The sequence below is a fragment of the Agrobacterium sp. LR_9 genome (assembly GCF_041954855.1).
In the GTDB taxonomy this organism is placed as follows: Bacteria; Pseudomonadota; Alphaproteobacteria; order Rhizobiales; family Rhizobiaceae; genus Agrobacterium; species Agrobacterium leguminum.
In genome coordinates, this window is the sequence record NZ_JAVAYA010000015.1 from 17,367 (window position 1) to 33,877 (window position 16,511).

Below are 16,511 nucleotides of genomic sequence, written 5' to 3' on the forward strand. Positions count from 1 at the left end.
CGTTCTCAGAGCCGCATGAGATTGATGGGTTGCAACACTGCTTCTTCCAGCGCTGACATCCGGATTGGATCGGCAGCCGAGTATGCAGGGTCGGCGATCATCTCGACGAAGGTTGCGCGTTTCGGGTAACGCACCAGCGCAACCGCGTCCCAGGCTTGGTCGGGCTCGGCGCAGAGTGCAGTTGCGCCGTCACCGGCGAAGATGATTTCCGCCCCATATCGTGCGACGATAGGGCCGGCCATGGCGAGGTAATCGAGATAGCGCTGCCTTCCGCCGTCGGCTTTGAACCGAAGCAAGTTCAGCATTACGATAGGCTGGCCGTCATCTTCGGCAAGGAAGCGGTCGATATCGGCGACGGTGACTTTGATCATCATAATTCTCCAGCAATGGAGGCCTCGGCCTCGTTCATTTTCCGGCAAATTATGCTATCGCTTGCACACGTTCCATAATGCAAACCCCGGAATACTTTACCTAGAGCCCAAAGATGGACCCTTTCCTTGATCTTGTCCGATTGCTTCGGCCGCGTGCTGCCCTGTTAGGCAGAGGCGTAGACGCCGCCGGTGACTGGGGCCTGAGTTTTCCGGCGCTGGGAGACCTGCTGTTTTTCTGGATCGAGGGCGGAACGTGCCAGTTGATACGACCTGGTTGCGATCCGATTTGGCTGAAGAAGGGCGACTTCGTGTTGCTGCGGACGACGATTTCCTTCACGCTCACGTCAAACAGGGACGTAGAGCCGTTGGACAGCGTCGCCGCGGTGGCCGCAAAACGGGAAGGACGGTTGAGGCTGGGCTTCGGTCAGGAAAGACCAATTTCACTTCATATGGGCAAGTTTCTGTTCTCGACCGCCAACGAGGATCTCCTGACGGGGCTTCTTCCGCCGATGGTTCAGATACCCTCGCATTCGCCTAGACTCCGCCGGCTTCACAACCTGCTCACGTTGATGGAATCCGAGGGCCGCGATCCTGGACCGGGGAGCGAATTCATCATCATCCGTCTCGTCGAACTGGCGCTGGTCGAAATTCTCAGGATGCCGGCCGCGGATTTTCCGGAACAAAGTCTGGGAGCCGCCAGTCCGGGCATGCTCGCCGGCCTTCGCGACCCCGTTACGTCCAAAGCCATTCGGGCCATGCACGAAAATGTTGGGCAAGATTGGACGGTCGAAGCGCTGGCAAGGCTTTGCGGTGTTTCCCGCTCTTCTTTAGCTACCCGATTCCAATCGCTCGTCGGAATAGGTCCGATCTCGTATCTTTTGCGGTGGCGCATGGCGCTTGCGAAGGAGGCCCTCAGGTCTGGAACGGCAAGGGTGGAGGAAATCGCCTTTTCGATTGGCTACAAGTCGGCAAGTGCGTTCAGCACGGCCTTCGCCCGGGCGGTCGGCTGTTCGCCAAGCCGGTTTGCAGAAGCTCGTTCCGCTCTTCATAAGGAGAGCAGAGTTGAACCATCAAATCCTAATCGGTCCGGGCTGAAAGATCAGACCCTGCCCTTCGCGCGCTGATCAACGTTACCAGCCATAGTCTCCCAGCCGGACAACGCCATTTCCGCCGCCGCATGCAGTTCGGCTCGATCGGCTCCATCGCGCGCACGGATCGCCATGCCGCTTTGGACGATCTGCACGAATCTCGCCAGCTTTGTCGTGTCTGTTGTGGGAACAAGATCACCGTCGATCTTTGCTTTGTCAAAGCGGGCCTTGAGGATGTCAAAACCGCCTGCGCGAGTTGCTCGCATGAGTTCGGCTAGTTCGGCGTGTCCTTCGCTCCCCACTGATGCGAGCGTCGCCATGCACCCATGCGGCAGATCGCAACCTCCGCCGGTCATGGCGATTGCGGAATCCTCGAGAAATGCAAGAGCGGCTTCCCTGGCTGTCGACGCCTTCCGGAAGCGTGTCCAGACCAGCCCTTCATAGGTCGTGTAGTAATATTCAAGCGCTTCGGCATAGAGCTCATCCTTCGAACCGAAGGCAGCATAGAGGCTCTTGGTGCCGATCCCCATCTCTTCCGTCAGATCAGCGATGGACGTCGCCTCGTAACCTTTGATCCAGAACAGTCTTGTCGCTTTGGCGAGTGCTGCAACGCGATCGAATTCTCGCGGTCGACCGCGCGAGCGGAGGGGCCGTTCTGAAGTTTTCGACGATGGAGAATTATTTTGCATCGTCCACTGCATAATTCAGTTGACGGGTGTTTGCAATGGCCATACGTATTTATACATCGATCACTGCATAAAAGGAAAGACCATGGAATTGCTTGGAAAACGCGCCCTGGTGAACGGCGGCTCTCGTGGGATAGGCGCTGCGATTGCGATCGCCCTTGCTGAGCAGGGCGCTGACGTCGCGTTCACCTATCAGCGTGCGGCGGAGAGGGCTGCATCTGTAGTCCAAACTATTGAGGGAAAAGGCCGGCGCGGGCTTGCCATTCAGGCTGATAGTGCCGACCCGACCGCCATCCGTCGCGCCGTCAGCCTGACGGTCGACACGCTCGGAGGGCTTGATATTCTGGTCAACAGCGCAGGCGTCGGGACCGCAGGCATGACTGCGGATCTGGCACTCGCCGACCTGCAGGCCATGCTTGATGTCAACGTTCGCGCCCCCGTACTTTTTGCGCAGGCAGCAATCCCGCATCTCTCATCAGGCGGTCGGATCATCTCTCTCGGTTCCTCTCTGGCAGAGCGTGTGCCCTTCCCGGGTGTAACGGCTTACGCCATGTCGAAGTCTGCACTTCTGTCATTCACACGAGGGCTCTCACGCGAACTCGGACCTCAAGGCATCACCGTCAATCTCGTCCTCCCGGGTTCAACCGACACTGAAATGAACCCTGCTAACGGCGAGAATGCTGATTATCAGCGCAGCCTCACATCGCTCGGTCGATTTGGCGAGCCCCGTGAAGTCGCCAGCGCGGTCGCATTTTTGGCTGGCCCTGCAGCCAGTCTGATTACCGGCGCGGTCCTGAGTGTAGACGCCGGCTTCAACGCCTGATCCTGCTCATCGGTAGGACGTCGGCCCGCCAACGTCCTCTCCTTTGCCTCGTAATTTTATCGCTTTCGAGGACGTTCGTCAGCGGCGCTTGGATGTGAGGCGCTTTTGGAGGATCGGGCAACTTTTTCACAGGTTTAGACATAGTTCTACAGCGCAGAATTGGTAGCTTCAGGACTTAGATTTCTACGAGCGAGAAGATCATCCTGGCCAGTTACGTCCTGGTGGCTTGGCTTGACCGACAGAATTGGAGCATCCAATGATCAATAAAGTTCTGCGCCGATTATCAAGCAGCCGGGCGCCCAAATTCATCAAGCTCCGAGGAAAGGGGCGCGCCAAGGTAGACGGAAGCGTAAGTGGAGCCGGTACCCTCGTCGTTGGTGAAGGATGGAAAGGGCTCATTGCTGAACCAACGCAGATCGTGATCAGGAATAACGGCCAGCTTATTCTGAATGGTCAGTTCACCCTGCATTCCGGCGGAACGATCGGCGTGCAAAGCGGGGCCAAGCTCACGCTTGGAAGAGGGTTCGCCAATCGTCATTCTTGGATCTCATGTGGCTGTGAAATCGACATGGGTGATGAGGTTTTCATTGCCGACCAGGTAATCATTCGCGACTGGGACGGGCATTCGATCGTGGGACGGCCGGACAAGGCACCCATCAGGATCGGCAATAACGTTTGGATTGGCATGCGAGCCGTTATTCTCAAGGGCGTGACAATTGGCGATGGGGCCGTCGTCGCTGCTGGTGCGATCGTTACGAAAGATGTCCCCGCCGGGGCGGTGGTCGCTGGCAACCCGGCGAGGGTCGTAAAAGAAGGCGTTCAATGGATCCCGTGATATCCTCTCGCAGGGTCGTAACTAAGCTTGATTATAAGGCGTTTGTTGAGAACTTGACGGCGCCGATTGCCCTAGATGGAAATAATTGACTGCATGGCAGGTTGATCTCGGCACGAGGTTTCATCCTGCCCGAGGTTTTAGGGCGTACAACGGCCCTTTCGACATTCCCGAGACTGGTTCCTCGAGGCGCTTTTATTGTTAAATCGTGGGAAGTTTCATTCTGGTTTTCAGGCACTATAATTTACCTCACGACTGATTAGTCGTGGAATTTGTTCTCAAACAACAAAATCGAACTGCCCGAACTGGCCATCATCCGCTTTTTTCAAGTCGAGAAGAAGTGCCTCATGAAAGAGCCGATCGCCGGTGTTTCGGCTCTCGCCTGGGAAGTAAAGTTGTGTGGTGAGGATGCGCCCGCCGGGTCGCTGGACTTTGAAATGAAAATGACGGGTTCGGCCGGGATAGAGTGCAGGTATGATAGTGTTGAACCACCAGCGCCCCTGCCCGTCTGTGAACTGGTGTCCGCGCAGTCGGAAGCCGACACTGTCGTAGTCACCTTTTTCGTCCGCATGCCAAATCTCGACAAGGCTTCCGGCGAGCGGACGGCATCGATTGTCGAAGACGAATCCTGCAACAGTGATTTTCTCACCGCCGGGCGCATCGGCATAAAGGTCGCGTTCAAGCGGGGAGTTCGGCCCGAAGAAAGGCCCAGCCTCCCGCTCGAGCGTCAGGTCTTCCTCCGCACCACATGACGGGGTCAGAGGTAGCTCAGGAGCGGCCTGTGCAAACGCCATCATTCGAGAAGCGTCGAGGAGAGGCAGCGACAGGAAAGCTGTCAAAAGAGAGCGTCTGGTAGAGGGCATGACTGCATCTCCTCATGTCTGTAGAGGTGAGTTGTGACGTTTTCACCGCAGACGCTGCGCAGCATTCGCCTGCGCTTCGCGGATCAGGCCAGAGTACATGGTCTCCTTACCGGGATACCACGGCATCGTGCCGATTGAGCCGAAACCGGGAACAGTTTCCATGTGCGCGACCATGCGAGCACGCATGCGCTCGTCCGGGAGCGGTCCTGTCATTGCCTGAACGTTGTCACTCATATGGTCAGGGTTTGACGTACCGCAGAGTACGCTTGTGACGGCAGGGTGTGCCATAACCCATTTCAGGAAGAACTGCGCCCAGCTGGTAGCGCCAAACTCGGCTGCAAAGCCAGGAAGCGGCTGCCCTTCGACAACCTTCATCAAACGTGCCTTTTCCAGCGGTAGATTAATGAGAACGCCAATGCCCTTGTCAGCCGCGGTCGGAAGGAGGCGTCGCTCGGCATCGCGATTGAAGATCGAATAGTTCGTCTGGATGAAGTCGACATCGTCTCGTTGAACGATAGCCAACAGTTGGTCTTGCGCCGACGACTCGTGGTGAGTGACGCCGACGTGACGGATAAGCCCCTCCTTCTTCCAGGCCTTCATCAGCGGGATGATGACAGGTGCATTGGTGATGCTGTGGCACTGCATGAGATTGATCGTCTTACGCCATGTCCGCATGCGCGACTGGCGAAAGCTTTCAACCGCATGACTTTCGTCGCCGAGATATTCTCCTGTCGACCAGACCTTGTTGGCGAGGAACATGTCGTCGGACCCTTCGAACTCGCCCATGAACTGGCCGACGCTGACTTCCGCTGAGCCGTAGAGCGGCGATGTATCGACGACGCGACCACCCGCCGCAACGTACCGCTCGAACACCTGACGGAGAGTATCGCGGCGGTCCCCCGGCTTCAGGTCGAAGGTCAGGAAGGTCCCAAGCCCTAGCACTGTGACCTTTTCGCCGGTGCGCGGCAGGGTGCGGGTCTGGACATCCGGGCTCTGGACCGGCGCAGACGATGCTGCATTGGTTCCAGATGTCTGCGCCGCGCCACTGGTGGCAAGTGCCACCCCTGTTGCCGCTAAACCTACTGTACCAAGAAAGCGGCGTCTGTTGATGGTCGACATATCCATGGAACTGATCCTTTTTCCTTAACCGTCAGAAGTGCCAGTTGGCGGGAACCCAGGCGTAGCCGCCATCGGTCTTCAGCATCCGCCCGATCCCGGGGAACGGATAGTGGAAGCCTAGGACGGGCATGCTTTCGGTAGCCGCGCGGTCGAAGATGCGCTTTCGGGACGCAAGTGCCGTCTCCTTGTCACGGTCCGGCCCTGGAAGCCAAGGCCTGTCAACGTTGACGACCGGGTGATAGGCAAGGTCGGCCGTCAGCAGTAGCTGGTCGTTGCCGGAATGGACAAGGAAGGTCGCCATGCCCGGAGTGTGGCCAGATGCGGCAATCGTCGTCAGGCCCGGCACGATCTCGGCGCCGGCTTCGTAAAGCTCGACATCGTTCCTGAACGGCGCAAGGCTGTTCTTGATGTTCGCCGCAAATCGCAGGCGGAATTCCTCCGGAACCGGCATGTAAGAGAGGTCGGGATCGGCGCGGACGAAAAAGTCCCAGTCTGCCTTCGGAACGAAAACGGTCGCTTTCGGAAAGGCTTTTCCGCCGTCTGCGGTTCTCAAGTTACCCACATGATCGGGGTGGGTGTGCGAGACCACGACTACGTCGATGTCTGCCGCACTAAGCCCGATCGCCGCGAGGTTTTCGAAGATGCGGCCACCGTTCGGACCCATGGTCTTGCCCGCTCCGGCTTCGATCAGAACCCGCCGGCCACCGGTTTCGATCAGCAGCGTGTTCAGATTGAGCGTCATGTGGTCGGTCGGCAGAAATGCCTGTCGCAGCACATCCTGAAGCTCGGCCTCCGGGGCATCACTGGCGTAAATGCGTGGCGGCCCTCCAATTACGCCATCGCTCAATACGGTCGCGCTGATTTCGCCGATGCGGAGGCGATAATGACCGGCATTACCAGCCGCCGCAGCGGCGGTTTGAGCATTGGCGCTGCCAGAGCTGTTCAGGCCCGGGATGATCATGCTTGATGCGCCTGCGACAGCGGACAGCATAATGGTGCGTCTGTTGAGAGTGAAGGCGCTCATCAATCTTTCCTTTTTCGGGCGCGCTGGTTCGTCCTGTTCCTCGATCAGCGTGATCGACGACAAGTGTTCCACGGGGCAGCGCTTTAGTTTCCAGGATCATGACACGGAGTCATTGATCTGATAACCTGCAATGAGTTTATCAGCTTGATTAGAGAAACTTCGCAATGGACCCAATCAGATTGGACAGCTTCGACGTGTTCGTCGCCATCGTGCGCTGTGGCGGTTTTCGCGCGGCGGCTCTCGAGCGAGGGATTTCGTCATCAGCGTTGAGCCAAACCATGAACACCTTGGAGGAGGCATTGGGCATCCGGCTTCTCAACCGAACGACGAGGAGCGTCTTTCCGACAGAGGCAGGGCAACGTCTTCTTGAACGGCTGGCACCAGCACTGAGTGATATCAGGCTTGCCATCGCAGAGGTCGACGAATTGCGTGACAGCCCATCGGGAACGGTCAGGATCAACGCGCCGGCGCCCGCTGCCGACCATTTCCTTTGCCCGTTGGTGTTTGATTTCATGGAAGTCTATCCCGATGTAAAAATCGAGATCATCAGCGATGCGGCTGTTATAGACATCGTGCAGCAGGGTTTCGATGCCGGCGTGAGGTTTGGCAAGCAACTGGCCCAAGACATGATTGCGCTCCCGCTCGGACCGACGCTTCGTTATGCAATCGTCGCTTCACCTGAATATGTCAGGAAATTTGGACAGCCACAGACCCCGCACGAGCTTGTTGACCACCAGTGTATTAAACGTAGGTTCCCTGGGGGCACACTCGTTACCTGGCGATTTGCCGAGGCAGGGGAAGAAATCGAAGTTACGCCAACTGGACGCCTGACGCTGAGCTCCGCGCACAACGAACTGCAAGCTGCGCTGGCCGGCAGGGGTATTGCCCATGTGTTTGATGACTATGCAAGGCCTTACGTTAAGAATGGTCAACTGGTGGAGCTACTTTGCGACTGGAGCCCTGCCCTTCCGCACTGGTTTCTTTACTACCCGAGCCGACGACTCCCGAGCGCCGCCATGCGAGCGTTCCTTGATCACATGAGAAATTACGATTGGGAGAAGGCGAAGTCCTGAACCCAGACGAACGTCGTCAGCATTCACTTTCTCGAACAGGCTGTGCGGTCTCGGGCGTTTGGGGGCGCCGCGATCCGGCCTTTCTGTCGACCGGCGCCAAGAAGCGCGACCTACAGACGGCCCATGTACGCCTGCTCGACGCTGGCCACTCGCGCTTGAGACGCACACCAGCCAGGTTGCAGCGATCATGCGCAGCTTCGTGTCCGATCATCTTTGACATCGCCTCATCAAATTAAGCCTTGACGTTTGTATGGTACCTTGCAAAAATCGTATGGTACCATACAAATTAAGAAGCTTCCCTTGCGCGATCACACTGATACTGAAAACTCCTCTGTCGGCGCATGGACGAAACGGTGTTACCTCGCCGGTAGAGCCGTCATGGACGAATGCCTACGACCGTTCGACCTGGGATCAACCCAATGGTATGTCCTCTGGTATCTCGTCAACCACGGCCCGTCCGTCCAGCGTGACCTCGGTCGCGCGCTCGAACTGGAACGCGCGACCTTAAGCGGAATCATCGCCACGCTCGTCCGCAAGGATCTGATCGCGCAGACCGCGCACGGAAGCGATCAGCGTCAACGTCTGCTGACTTTGACAGCCGCCGGCGAGACGCTGTGGCGCCGGATCCCTGATCTTTCTTTCATTCACGATGCTGCTTTCGGCGGGATCGAAGAGGCCGACCTGGCCACGACGATCCGTGTCCTCAAATCTGCGACCGAACGACTGCAAACACTATTACGAACGGATTGAACATGACCATATTGATCACCGGGGCCACCGGACTTGTTGGCGAGCGGCTTCTGCCGCGCTTGGCGGAGGCCGGTTTCCCCTGCCGTGTCCTGCTCCGGGAGGGCAAACCCTCCCCTGAGGGCGTAGAGACCACCAGGGGCGATATCCTCGACCCTTCGACCCTGACGAAAGCCGTCGAAGGGGTTTCCGCTATTGTGCACCTCGCCGCCGTGTTTCGCACACAAGACACCGATCTTATCTGGAAAAGCAACGTCGACGGTACACGCAACCTGATTGCCGCCGTAAAGGCGCATGCTCCTGACGCGCGCCTCATCATGTCGAGCACCAGCCATGTCTACAACAAGGATAATCCGCACCCGGGAAGGGAAGACGACCCGGTGGACCCCCAGCACGCCTATCCCGCAAGCAAGGTCGCGGCGGAAAAGGAACTGCGCGAAAGCGGATTGAACTGGTCGATACTTCGCCTCCCCTTCGTCTATGGAGACGGTGATGGACATCTCGAATCTCTTCCCAAGCACGTCAGCGCCTGGCATCCGGCGCAACGGATGAGCACGATCCACCATCGTGACATCGCACAGGCAGTTACGCTCGCGCTCCGGGGTGCGTTCGATCGGCGCGTGGTAAACTTGGCCGACGAGGCGCCTTCCTCCATCTACGAATTGGCAAGTTTGGTAGGCGTCGGGATGGAATCGAGCGCTGACCCTCTTAAAAATCCCTGGTACCTTCATGTCGACACGTCTCTCGCCCGCAGCCTGGGATTTCGCCCCAGCATAAGAACCGTCTACCAGGCTTTGCACGACAGCCTGCTTTAAGAGTAATGAGCCCCACAGGACCTGTGTGTTGGCAACAAACGTTGCCGCTACACTTGTGCCGACTTCTCCTGATAGCCTTGGTTTTTGAGCCGAGAGCCCAAATTGCCTTCAATCATTAAACCCCGGGCTCTAGCGCTGCTGGGGGATAGACCGCGTGAGAGCCTGATATCTCAAACCGCCTCTGCGCGGCTTCCGGCCAGCCAAACCCCGGAGTGCCAGCTCCGTGTCTGGAATAAGCCACGCAATCACGATAACTTGACAGCTTATTGTGCCATCGACCTCACTGGTAACGCTGAGGTGTAGCTGGCGGGCATACGGTAAGAATACGTGTTTCATCTCGATGCCCCGCCTTTTGCGCCGGGTACATAAAGCATCCAGCCATTACAAAATCATGCGGACAGCTTGCATTGGTTAGTAAATCTAACCAGCGACGTAAGCGCTGCCGGTGTTGTCAGACCCAGAAAAATCGCCCCTACTAGTCAGGACTATCCGGACAACGACTGGCTGCCGATGTCAGCGCGGTCTCATGTTCGGCAGCATTGCCCCGATCGAAAGCAAAGCCCGCCAACGTCTTTGCCTTGGCACAATCTGGCTCGTCACGGAGGAAAAGCAGATGACGAACGATTATCGCCCCCTGGAGGTCACTCGCCGGGATTTCAACAAGGGAACAGGATTTGGTATTGCGGCTGGCGCAAGCATGAGCTGGATGACGTTTGTTAGAATGCCCGCTCTGGCCCAGACGCTCTCAGAACATTTCGTCAATATCGAACTCCAAGTCAACGGCGAAGCTCACCAGTTGACAATCGACACGCGGACGTCCTTGCTCGACGCCTTGCGAGAGCATATCGGGCTGACCGGGACTAAAAAGGGTTGCGACCATGGCCAGTGCGGCGCGTGCACCGTCATTGTCGACGGCAGACGGATGAACTCCTGCCTTAGCCTAGCCGTCATGCTGACAGGCAGCGAAATTCTTACTATCGAAGGTCTTGGGCGTCCGGAGGACTTGCACCCGATGCAAGCCGCCTTTGTCGAGAGGGATGGATTTCAATGCGGTTACTGCACCCCAGGCCAGATCCTCTCCGCGGTTGCGACGCTTGATGAAATCACTGCTGGGATCCCAAGCTCGGCTACGGCTGATGTTACGGTACCGTCATCTGCCTCTCCCGAAGAGATACGAGAAAGGATGAGCGGAAACCTTTGTCGCTGCGCGGCCTATCCCAATATCATTGCTGCCATCCTCGATGTTCAGGAGCAGCACGGATGAAGCCGTTTACCTACCATCGCGCAACCAGCCTGCACGACGCCGTCACCACGTTGGCAGCACGAGCCAATGCTCGCATCATAGCAGGCGGCACCAATTTGCTCGACCTTATGAAGCTTCAAATAGAGATGCCGCAGCAACTCGTTGACATCAACGGTTTGGGGCTCGATACGATCGCAGGCGTTGAAAACGGTGGGTTGCGTTTCGGGGCAATGGTCCGCAACACTGATCTCGCAGCACACCAAATCGTCCGGCAGCAATATGGCGTCCTTACGCGGGCAATTGTTGCAGGTGCATCCGGACAGATACGTAATCGAGCAACAACTGCAGGAAACCTGATGCAGCGTACACGCTGTCCGTATTTTTACGGCACCGCGATGGGTTGCAACAAGCGCGAGCCGGGTTCCGGCTGCGATGCGCTGAATGGGATCTCTTCGAATCTTGCCATACTCGGAACGAGTGACGCATGCATTGCAACACATCCTTCCGATATGGCAGTTGCCCTGCGAGCACTCGACGCCGTGGTCCATGTCCTCGGTACCGAAGGTGAGCACAGCATCCCGATCGCCGATTTCCATCGCCTGCCTGGCGATACACCCCACATCGAGACAGCTCTTCGTCCAGGCGAGATTATCACTGCGGTCGAGGTTCCTGCTCCGCTCGGCGGCGTGCATGTCTACCGCAAGGTGGGCGAGCGGGCGAGCTATGCGTTTGCCACGGTTTCCGTCGCGTTAGTGGCGCGCGTGGATGGCGCAAGCGTGACAATCGAACGCCTTGCTTTTGGAGGACTGGCCGCCAAACCGTGGCGCGTCGAGGCTGCCGAGCGTCGCGGAGCCGGCACGCCGGAGGAGGTCGCTCGTGATGCCGCAGCGATCATTCTGGAGGGTGCTCGGCCAACCGATCGCAACCGATACAAGATGGCGCTAGCGCAACGCACCTTGCATGCAGCGCTGATCGATGCACAGGAGCAAAGCCGATGACCCGTATGGACACGCCGAACGGCGAGACGAGAATTGTTGGTCGATCAATTAGCAGGCTTGATGGACCGCAGAAGGTCACGGGCTCCGCGATCTACGCCTACGAGAGGGCAGCGATTCGTCAGACGCTCGTCGGCGTTTTTGCAACAGCGACGATTGGCAAAGGTGAAATTAGCACTCTGAACACATCGATTGCCGAGGCAATGCCGGGCGTCCGTCTTGTGATCACCTACAAAAACGCACCGCAGCAGGGCAAGCTCGATCCTCAGACCCCAGGCTTTGCGGTTCGTGCGCGTCCGATTCTTGCTGGAACAAGGATTGATCATTTCGGACAACCTATTGCACTCGTGGTCGCGGATACGTTTGAGAATGCGCGCGACGCTGCTCACGCCGTTGTTGTCAGCTACAGATCGATGACGGGGAACTTCGCTTATGCCGAAGGGAATCCCGTCACCGAACCTGAACTTGCCAATGCCGGATTTCCCGCCTTCACCCACCACGGGGACTTTGATGCGGGTTATGCCGACGCTGCTTTTAAAGTCGATCAGACGTACGAGACACCACCGCATTTCTCGCAGCCGCTGGAGCCGCATAGCACGCTTGCCCGTTGGGAAGGCGAAACACTCCACCTCACGACCAGCCACCAGACACTCCGCTACATCGGTGCTTCTCTTAAGGCCGCCCTCAATATCGAACCTGAAAACCTCGTTGTCTCGGCGCCTTTCGTTGGCGGCGGGTTTGGATCGAAACTCGCGGTCCATGCCGACATTATGGGAGCAGCAATCGCTGCCAGGATGGTCAGTGAACCTGTCAAGGTCTGCATGACCCGACAGCAGATGTTCAGCCTGCTGGGAATGCGGCCCTGGCAGCGGCAGCGCGTGCGACTTGGCGCCAATGCTGAAGGTAAGTTAATTGCCATCGGCCATGAAGCTCTGATCTATTCAAATGACAGAGACCCGTTTCTCGAGCAGACAGGCACAGTGACACGCTCCCTTTATTCCGGCCCAAATCGCATGACACGTCATAGGGGGACGCATCTGGACCTGCCCAACGGTGAACCGGTCCGTGGCCCCGGAGAACTGCCGGGACTGCTGGCAGTCGAATCCGCAATGGATGAGCTGGCCGAAGCGCTGAACATGGACCCGGTCGAGCTACGAGTTGTAAATGATACGACAAGGGATCCGGAAAGCGGAGTGCCGCTTACCGGGCGCAGCCTTACCGAATGCTTGAGAACCGGGGCGGAGCGGTTCGGTTGGTCTCAACGCCCTGCCCGGCCCCGCAGCCGCCGCGACGGGCAGTGGCTGATAGGCATGGGCATGGCCTCGGCGATACGCGTTCACTTCCAGGGCGCGACAGAAGTGGAAGTGGGCGTCACCGCAGAACGCCGAGTGGCGGTGCGATCGGATCTGACAGACATAGGAACGGGAAGCTACACTATCCTCGCTCAGTTCGCAGCAGAGATGCTGGGCATCACGGTTTCAGATGTAGATGTATTTCTCGCACACTCGAGCCTGCCGACTGGAGGCGGTTCTGGAGGCTCCTGGGGAGCATCGAATACGACAGCCGCGCTTCACGACGCTTGCCTTAGCCTTATGCAACAGGCCGGCGTTTCCGCAGGCAAGGATTTTATCAGTCAAATTCTGGCGAAATATCCGCAAGGCTTGTCTGTAGCGGGGAAACTTCCAGCGTCATCTCAGATCCTCGACTGGGACCAGAAATCCCGCCACACCTATGGCGCGCATTTCGTGGAAGTCGGCGTGCATGGATTGACCGGAGAAATCAGGGTCCGCCGAATGCTTGGCGCATTCTCGGCAGGGCGGATTCTCAACCCCAAGACCGCCCGTTCGCAGTTGCTTGGAGGCATGATCTGGGGCCTTTCTGCCGCTCTGCGTGAGGCCGCAGAGATCGATCCGCGGTATGGCAACGTGGTGAACGGTGATCTGGCGGAGTATTTGCTGCCGGTCCATGCCGACGTACCCGATGTCGACATCATTCTGATAGATAAACCTGATCTCGATGCCAATCCGGTCGGGGTAAAGGGTGTAGGCGAACTCGGAGCGTGCGGAGCATCTGCGGCATTCGTGAACGCGATCTACAATGCCTGTGGCGTACGTGTCCGACATTTTCCCGTAAACCTAGCTAGTATCGTTTCTGAGATTCCCGAGCATCAGCAGTGACAGGTCTCGTTGACTGCAATTTGAAGGGTTTACACCTCTGGCAGCGATGCGGTGACAGATACGCGTTGGCGGGCCACGACCAGACAGCGCCGCGCATCAACCCTCAGCTATGATGTGAGCTTGCCGCCTCTAACGAGGAGATGGAGCTTCTCGAGTTCCGGAGCCGAAACGGGATCTGGTTTTGTGGGAGACTGGTGCTAACCAGGTTCCCGCAGAGTAACTGAACTATTGATCACGATGAGATCGAGGTAGCTTGTCGGCGGCGGCGCGCGGGAATGATTGCTGCGCTGACGTTCCATCGTTTTGAAATCGCGGCTCTGCTCACTTCACCATCATCGTGACGTGGAAGCGAAATAATGGTGCGCATCCCATTCTCCATGGTGACGAACGCGATATCACCCCCATGTTGACGAGCAACTGCACGCGCAATTGCCAGACCGAGACCGATCCCGCCGGTTTGTTTATTACGAGACGCTTCAAGCCTGAAAAATGGAGCGAAGACCTTTTCCTTCATGTCGTCCGGGATGCCGGGTCCGCGATCCTCCACAACGATGTCTACTGTGGTCACAGTTTGCAAGATCAACACTTTGGCCTCGCTGCCGTATCGGACAGCATTCTCAACGATGTTGCGTATAGCCCTTCTCAACCCATCCGGCCGACAGCGATATGTTATCTTGTCCGCACTTACCAACGTGACCGGCCGCCCCAGATCCTCCTGATCGTCACATATGCTGCCGATCAACGCCTCGAGCTGGATCGGCCGGGTCTCTTCTTCCGTTGACTCGCCACGCGCGAAAGCGATCGCCGCTTCGGTCATGCTCTGTAACTCCTCAATTGTAGCGAGCATTTTCCGTTGGATGTCCTCATCCTTGACAAACTCCGTCCGCAACCGAAGAGAGGTGAGCGGTGTGCGCAGATCATGACCGATCGCAGCAAGCATTTTCGTTCTGTCGTCAATAAACCTGTGCAGGCGAGCTTGCATCTGGTTGAATGCAGATGCTGTTCGCCTCACCTCTTCCGGCCCGGATTCCTCCAATGGCGGGAGGTTCTCACCACGCCCAAGAGCCTCGGCAGCGATTGCCAGACTTCTCAGAGGCCTGGCAATACGGTTGCCCACCAGAACACCGATGATGGCAAGCACGGCGGCCGTCAAAACAAGCGAACTCAGGGAAGTGGAGGTCCACCAGCTACCTTGTTTTGTATAGAAGGCAGCGTTCAGATAGTTGCCGTCATCCAGCCTCACAGCCATGCCATATCCGCGAGCTCCATCGAAGTAGAGATACTTCACCGGTTGAGGAAGCGTCCATAGCTCCTGGTGGGGGGCCTTCCATTCCTGGCCACGGTTCGAGGACGCCACGCTTTTTGCCGTCGGTACCTGCGGTACGGCTGTTCCACCTTCAAAAAACCGCACGAGGTCGACGTAATTTTCGAGCGGTCGGCTGAAGTGGTCAACCGCCTGCAATCTCCACGTCGCCGCGCTCGCAGGATCTCCATCGCTTATCCAAAAACGCGAGTCCCCCGTTTCACTCGCGGTGAGCACCTGCTGCCTGGAGCTTGGAACGGCGTTGTTGATAAGACGCGTTATAGTGCGGGTGCGGCTGAGGAACTCGCTCTTGGCGGCGGCATCCACTGCCTTCCAATGCTCATTCCATGATATGACGAATGTAATGGCTTGAGCGATGAGCAAGGCCGCAAGGGTAAAGCCGATGAATTGCGCCGCGAGAGTTTTCGTCCATTTCTTTATCATTCTGGAGCCACTTCCACCGAGAGGCTGTAGCCACCGCCCCAGTGTGTCTTGATGATGGACGGATTTTTCGGGTTATCTTCGATTTTCTTCCTCAACCGACTGACCTGGTTGTCGATAGTGCGATCGAAGACGTCAGCAGTGCGACCAACGGTCAGATCGAGCAGCTGCTCTCGACTCAGAACAAACCCCGGTCGCTCGATGAAGACTTTCAACAAGCGGAACTCCGCTGAGCTTAAGGGAATTCCAACTCCGTCCTCGCCGGAGATCTCTTGACGGCCAAGGTTCACGCGCCAGGGCCCGACCCGCACATTCTTCAGGTTGGCCGCAGCGAGCGGCATAGTAGGGTTGCCCGATCTGCGCAGCACTGCCCGAATGCGGGCCAGGAGTTCTCTCGGATTGAAAGGCTTGACGAGATAATCGTCAGCGCCAAGTTCCAGGCCGATGATCCTGTCAGTATCGTCCGCCATAGCGGTGAGGAAAATTACCGGAGTGGCGGTAGATGTGCGCAACTGACGGCATACCGAAAGCCCGTCCTCGCCTGGCATCATCACATCAAGAACGATCAGGTCAGCTGTCTGTTTTTCCAACAGGCGGCGTAGCGCCGCGCCGCTCTCTACGGCTGTGACCCTGTAGCCCTGTTGTTCAAGATATTGTTGGACCAAATCCCGGATATCACCGTGATCATCAACAACAACTATATGCGCGGCCGCGTCCATGGTGATGTCCTTGTTTACCGTGGAGAATACATCAAGTCACCACATCTTCGCAGCCGAAAAAGTGTATCAAAGTTTCACAGCAGCCGACGGTTCGGATGACGGGGTGCCACGCAGCAGCCGGCCCGGAAAAGCGCAATTCACCGCACGTCTGAGTCAAGGCTTCAATGGCCAGGCCCGGAATTGCAGGCGCGA

16 protein-coding genes are annotated in these 16,511 nt (G+C 57.5%); 9 read left to right on the top strand and 7 right to left on the bottom strand.

Features of this window, described 5'->3' with window-relative positions; translation table 11 throughout:
• Positions 1–5: 5 nt before the first annotated feature.
• Positions 6–371: a DUF1330 domain-containing protein gene (locus RAC79_RS17175; RefSeq protein ID WP_374997318.1), complete on the bottom strand. Its 366-nt coding sequence runs from the start codon at positions 369–371 to the stop codon at positions 6–8.
• 113 nt (positions 372–484) lie between these two features.
• On the opposite strand from RAC79_RS17175, the gene RAC79_RS17180 reads away from it, so the two are divergent.
• Positions 485–1,495: an AraC family transcriptional regulator gene (locus RAC79_RS17180; protein ID WP_374997319.1), complete on the top strand. Its 1,011-nt coding sequence runs from the start codon at positions 485–487 to the stop codon at positions 1,493–1,495.
• On the opposite strand, the gene RAC79_RS17185 is transcribed toward RAC79_RS17180, so the two are convergent.
• A complete protein-coding gene (locus RAC79_RS17185) occupies positions 1,471–2,148 on the bottom strand; it encodes a TetR/AcrR family transcriptional regulator (RefSeq protein WP_223216061.1) in 678 nt (225 codons plus the stop codon). The two genes, RAC79_RS17180 and RAC79_RS17185, sit on opposite strands and share 25 nt — an antisense overlap.
• Positions 2,149–2,230: 82 nt before the next feature.
• Here RAC79_RS17185 and RAC79_RS17190 point away from each other — a divergent pair, with 82 nt between their 5' ends.
• Together RAC79_RS17190 and RAC79_RS17195 are read left to right on the top strand one after the other, a co-directional pair.
• On the top strand, positions 2,231–2,968 hold the full coding sequence (locus RAC79_RS17190; protein ID WP_220331367.1) for an SDR family NAD(P)-dependent oxidoreductase: 738 nt from the start codon (positions 2,231–2,233) through the stop codon (positions 2,966–2,968).
• Between the two features lie 256 nt (positions 2,969–3,224).
• Positions 3,225–3,803: an acyltransferase gene (locus RAC79_RS17195; protein WP_374997320.1), complete on the top strand. Its 579-nt coding sequence runs from the start codon at positions 3,225–3,227 to the stop codon at positions 3,801–3,803.
• A gap of 275 nt (positions 3,804–4,078) precedes the next feature.
• Here RAC79_RS17195 and RAC79_RS17200 read toward each other — a convergent pair whose 3' ends face one another.
• From RAC79_RS17200 to RAC79_RS17210, 3 genes are read right to left on the bottom strand one after another with little or no spacing between them, the layout of a single operon-like run.
• Positions 4,079–4,663 carry an intradiol ring-cleavage dioxygenase gene (locus tag RAC79_RS17200; RefSeq protein WP_374997321.1) on the bottom strand — a complete coding sequence of 195 codons (585 nt, stop codon included), beginning with the start codon at positions 4,661–4,663 and terminating at the stop codon, positions 4,079–4,081.
• A gap of 42 nt (positions 4,664–4,705) precedes the next feature.
• Complete coding sequence (locus tag RAC79_RS17205) at positions 4,706–5,788, bottom strand: aldo/keto reductase (protein ID WP_374997322.1); 1,083 nt, start codon at positions 5,786–5,788, stop codon at positions 4,706–4,708.
• A gap of 25 nt (positions 5,789–5,813) precedes the next feature.
• Complete coding sequence (locus RAC79_RS17210; protein ID WP_374997323.1) at positions 5,814–6,806, bottom strand: MBL fold metallo-hydrolase; 993 nt, start codon at positions 6,804–6,806, stop codon at positions 5,814–5,816.
• Between the two features lie 164 nt (positions 6,807–6,970).
• Between RAC79_RS17210 and RAC79_RS17215 the strand changes: the two genes are divergently transcribed.
• From RAC79_RS17215 to RAC79_RS17240, 6 genes are all read left to right on the top strand, one after another.
• Positions 6,971–7,879 (top strand): LysR family transcriptional regulator, encoded by a 909-nt coding sequence (locus RAC79_RS17215; RefSeq protein ID WP_374997324.1) that lies wholly within the window; start codon positions 6,971–6,973, stop codon positions 7,877–7,879.
• 378 nt (positions 7,880–8,257) lie between these two features.
• Entirely contained in the window at positions 8,258–8,629 is a 372-nt protein-coding gene (locus RAC79_RS17220; protein ID WP_374997325.1) for a MarR family winged helix-turn-helix transcriptional regulator, read from the top strand.
• A 2-nt stretch (positions 8,630–8,631) separates the two neighbouring features.
• The gene (locus RAC79_RS17225; protein WP_374997326.1) at positions 8,632–9,441 is read left to right on the top strand and encodes an NAD-dependent epimerase/dehydratase family protein; all 810 of its coding nucleotides are present in this window, start codon (positions 8,632–8,634) and stop codon (positions 9,439–9,441) included.
• Between the two features lie 613 nt (positions 9,442–10,054).
• Positions 10,055–10,705: a 2Fe-2S iron-sulfur cluster-binding protein gene (locus RAC79_RS17230; RefSeq protein WP_374997327.1), complete on the top strand. Its 651-nt coding sequence runs from the start codon at positions 10,055–10,057 to the stop codon at positions 10,703–10,705.
• On the top strand, positions 10,702–11,682 hold the full coding sequence (locus tag RAC79_RS17235) for an FAD binding domain-containing protein (protein WP_374997328.1): 981 nt from the start codon (positions 10,702–10,704) through the stop codon (positions 11,680–11,682). The genes RAC79_RS17230 and RAC79_RS17235 overlap by 4 nt, the downstream gene beginning before the upstream one ends.
• The gene (locus RAC79_RS17240) at positions 11,679–13,856 is read left to right on the top strand and encodes a molybdopterin cofactor-binding domain-containing protein (RefSeq protein ID WP_374997329.1); all 2,178 of its coding nucleotides are present in this window, start codon (positions 11,679–11,681) and stop codon (positions 13,854–13,856) included. Before RAC79_RS17235 ends, RAC79_RS17240 begins: the two co-directional genes overlap by 4 nt.
• Before the next feature lie 232 nt (positions 13,857–14,088).
• On the opposite strand, the gene RAC79_RS17245 is transcribed toward RAC79_RS17240, so the two are convergent.
• Positions 14,089–15,603, bottom strand: a complete 1,515-nt coding sequence (locus RAC79_RS17245) for an ATP-binding protein (RefSeq protein ID WP_374997330.1) — start codon at positions 15,601–15,603, stop codon at positions 14,089–14,091.
• On the bottom strand, positions 15,600–16,319 hold the full coding sequence (locus tag RAC79_RS17250; RefSeq protein WP_080865165.1) for a response regulator: 720 nt from the start codon (positions 16,317–16,319) through the stop codon (positions 15,600–15,602). Before RAC79_RS17250 ends, RAC79_RS17245 begins: the two co-directional genes overlap by 4 nt.
• Positions 16,320–16,511: the final 192 nt, after the last annotated feature.

Excerpts from the sequence above, each read along its gene's own strand:
- RAC79_RS17250 (WP_080865165.1), bottom strand. The coding sequence starts at position 16,319 with ATGGACGCGGCCGCGCATATAGTTGTTGTTGATGATCACGGTGATATC.
- RAC79_RS17190 (WP_220331367.1), top strand. The coding sequence starts at position 2,231 with ATGGAATTGCTTGGAAAACGCGCCCTGGTGAACGGCGGCTCTCGTGGG.
- RAC79_RS17240 (WP_374997329.1), top strand. The coding sequence starts at position 11,679 with ATGACCCGTATGGACACGCCGAACGGCGAGACGAGAATTGTTGGTCGA.
- RAC79_RS17225 (WP_374997326.1), top strand. The coding sequence starts at position 8,632 with ATGACCATATTGATCACCGGGGCCACCGGACTTGTTGGCGAGCGGCTT.
- RAC79_RS17195 (WP_374997320.1), top strand. The coding sequence starts at position 3,225 with ATGATCAATAAAGTTCTGCGCCGATTATCAAGCAGCCGGGCGCCCAAA.
- RAC79_RS17175 (WP_374997318.1), bottom strand. The coding sequence starts at position 371 with ATGATCAAAGTCACCGTCGCCGATATCGACCGCTTCCTTGCCGAAGAT.
- RAC79_RS17180 (WP_374997319.1), top strand. The coding sequence starts at position 485 with ATGGACCCTTTCCTTGATCTTGTCCGATTGCTTCGGCCGCGTGCTGCC.
- RAC79_RS17230 (WP_374997327.1), top strand. The coding sequence starts at position 10,055 with ATGACGAACGATTATCGCCCCCTGGAGGTCACTCGCCGGGATTTCAAC.
- RAC79_RS17210 (WP_374997323.1), bottom strand. The coding sequence starts at position 6,806 with ATGAGCGCCTTCACTCTCAACAGACGCACCATTATGCTGTCCGCTGTC.
- RAC79_RS17220 (WP_374997325.1), top strand. The coding sequence starts at position 8,258 with ATGGACGAATGCCTACGACCGTTCGACCTGGGATCAACCCAATGGTAT.
- RAC79_RS17235 (WP_374997328.1), top strand. The coding sequence starts at position 10,702 with ATGAAGCCGTTTACCTACCATCGCGCAACCAGCCTGCACGACGCCGTC.
- RAC79_RS17205 (WP_374997322.1), bottom strand. The coding sequence starts at position 5,788 with ATGGATATGTCGACCATCAACAGACGCCGCTTTCTTGGTACAGTAGGT.
- RAC79_RS17185 (WP_223216061.1), bottom strand. The coding sequence starts at position 2,148 with ATGCAAAATAATTCTCCATCGTCGAAAACTTCAGAACGGCCCCTCCGC.
- RAC79_RS17215 (WP_374997324.1), top strand. The coding sequence starts at position 6,971 with ATGGACCCAATCAGATTGGACAGCTTCGACGTGTTCGTCGCCATCGTG.
- RAC79_RS17245 (WP_374997330.1), bottom strand. The coding sequence starts at position 15,603 with ATGATAAAGAAATGGACGAAAACTCTCGCGGCGCAATTCATCGGCTTT.
- RAC79_RS17200 (WP_374997321.1), bottom strand. The coding sequence starts at position 4,663 with ATGCCCTCTACCAGACGCTCTCTTTTGACAGCTTTCCTGTCGCTGCCT.